This window comes from Mesorhizobium sp. P5_C1, assembly GCF_054049815.1.
In genome coordinates this window covers 1-2,035 of record NZ_JBFULQ010000766.1, presented here as the reverse complement: position 1 = coordinate 2,035, position 2,035 = coordinate 1, and the positions used below count along the sequence as shown (strand labels likewise).

At 61.9% G+C, this 2,035-nt stretch carries 1 protein-coding gene and 1 pseudogene; both read right to left on the bottom strand.

The window, feature by feature from the left end:
* Positions 1–367 (bottom strand): annotated as a pseudogene (locus tag ACXJ7R_RS31025) (FdhF/YdeP family oxidoreductase); the annotation flags it as partial.
* 99 nt (positions 368–466) lie between these two features.
* Entirely contained in the window at positions 467–1,543 is a 1,077-nt protein-coding gene (locus ACXJ7R_RS31020) for a helix-turn-helix transcriptional regulator (RefSeq protein ID WP_457155137.1), read from the bottom strand.
* Positions 1,544–2,035 lie beyond the last annotated feature (492 nt).

Below are 2,035 nucleotides of genomic sequence, written 5' to 3'. Positions count from 1 at the left end.
CGTAATGGTCGGATGCGCCGTCGTAGGCCATCGGATGGGTCAGGCGTCCGACCATCTCGAGATCGAAATCGCTCCAGCTTGAAAGCTCGGCAACGGTATGGGCGGCGAAAAACTCCGGCGTGCAGCGTTTCGCCGTGGCTTCCCAGGCAACCGCCTTGCCCCCGTTCTCGCAAAACTCAAAGGATGAAGTGTGCTTGGGGTCCGGCCAGGCGCAGCCGGGGCAATCAAATCCCTCCGGCTGGTTCATGCGCCCCAGAGTGGCCGCCCCCTTGATCGGGATTCCCTGCTCGACAAGGTGTTCGCCTAGCGACTTGAGCGCTCCCCATCCGCCGGCCGGGGCATTGTAAGGACGAATGTCATTGGCCATTAGAGACGCCTCTACGAAGAGCTGAAGAATCCTGTGTGGGCAAGAAGCCTTCCGGCAAGCAACATCTTTCCATCGCAGTGCCGCCGCCAGCGCTGTCGGCTATGTTGCACCGGCAGCGCTGCGGGGCGGCAACTCTCCCGGAGCTGCCAGCTGAATGGGCCGCGTGTCCGACCCACGTGGGGGGTGGCGCCAACGGGCGAGATCGCTGTCGAAAGGGCGGTCTGCGACATCCCTGCGATTGCCGCAACGCCAGCGATAGGGTGTCTCGCCAACGAAACGTCCGAAGACCGTGGTGAAATGGGCTTGGTTCTGAAAGCCGACGCTCAGCGCCACGTCGACCAGGGTCATCTCGGTCTCGATGAGCATCTGCTTGGCACGGTCAATCCGCCGCCGCAGCAGGAATTCATGCGGGCGAATGCCGGTGGCCGCCCGGAACTGTGCGGCGAAATACATTCGGCTGAGCCCCGCCACTGCTGCCATGTCCGCGAGCGTAATCGTCTCATCGAGATGTGAATCGACGTATTCGACGACGCGCTTCCATCGCCATTTGGACAGGGCGGCCGTAGAGCGTGCCGCCGGCTCATCCGGGTCTGGCTGCGGATCTGAGCGCAGCGTGAGCAAGCGGGTTACGATGGCAAGGCGGACTGCATCGGCATAGAGGTTGCCAAATCCATCATGGCTGTCTTCTGCCGCCTCGAGCGCCCTGGAAAGACGCTGGACGACCGGATCAGAGGAGTGCCGTTCTGGGACCAGTTCGGCCAGGCCTAGGTCCCGAGGCGCGTGGAAAGCATTCAGACCGTCGATCGCGCTTTGGCCTGCTTGGGCAAATTGCGCCATGGCCCCACAGGGCGCCGCCGTAGGATCAGGGTCTGCCGCTGCATTTGCATGCATCGTTAGACCGCCGCGACGGGGTTGCGGCATCGCTGCAGCGGACACCGAGAGAACCACATTCATATGAGTGAGGGGGATCGAAATCATGCGGCAGTCTGGCGCCACCGGGTAGGCGCCGTTGCCTGCGTCGAATGGGTCGAACAATGACGAGCCGACTTCAGGCGTTCGAGGCGGGCCGGCGACATGCATCGCTCGGACCATGCCGTCGCGTCGAGGAAGGACGGGCAGATCCTCTGCCGGTTGCCGATCGTAATATTCGGATGCAGACAATGAGTGGAACTGCATTGGGCCCGTGCTCCTCTAGCCTCAGAATTTTCTTCTGCTTGCTGGTCAAGGTACACGGGTGGGAAATCTGCTCCATTGAATGGCCGTCTGAATGAATCATATCATCAGCTATGCTGCGTATACGATGGTATCTACTGTTGGCGGCGGCGCCTTGGGCGCGTCTGGCGATGTCGGCAACCTTGTGCAGGGAGGTCGCCGGTGCCGTGCGACAATGATCCCACCGTGCGGTTGAACGTTGACGCCGCTGTGTAGCCGTACGGTTCTCCGACCGGTCGCCAGGTCGCGGCATCGCTGCCTGCGAACCTCAGGCTAGTCAAACCTCTGTATGATTTCGGTCTTGGCTCTACGTTCGTATGCTGGCGCCGAGATGAGATCGCGCCGGGCGACGCCGGGCGACACAGTCTCCGGGGGACACCGATGTGTCGAAAATTCCGATGGTTGCCATAGTTGACGACGACGAGGCGGTCCGCACGTCCACCGCGAATCTGATAC

What these genes read in the sequence shown, in the direction of transcription:
- ACXJ7R_RS31020 (WP_457155137.1), bottom strand. Translation starts at nt 1,543, where the DNA reads ATGCAGTTCCACTCATTGTCTGCATCCGAATATTACGATCGGCAACCG.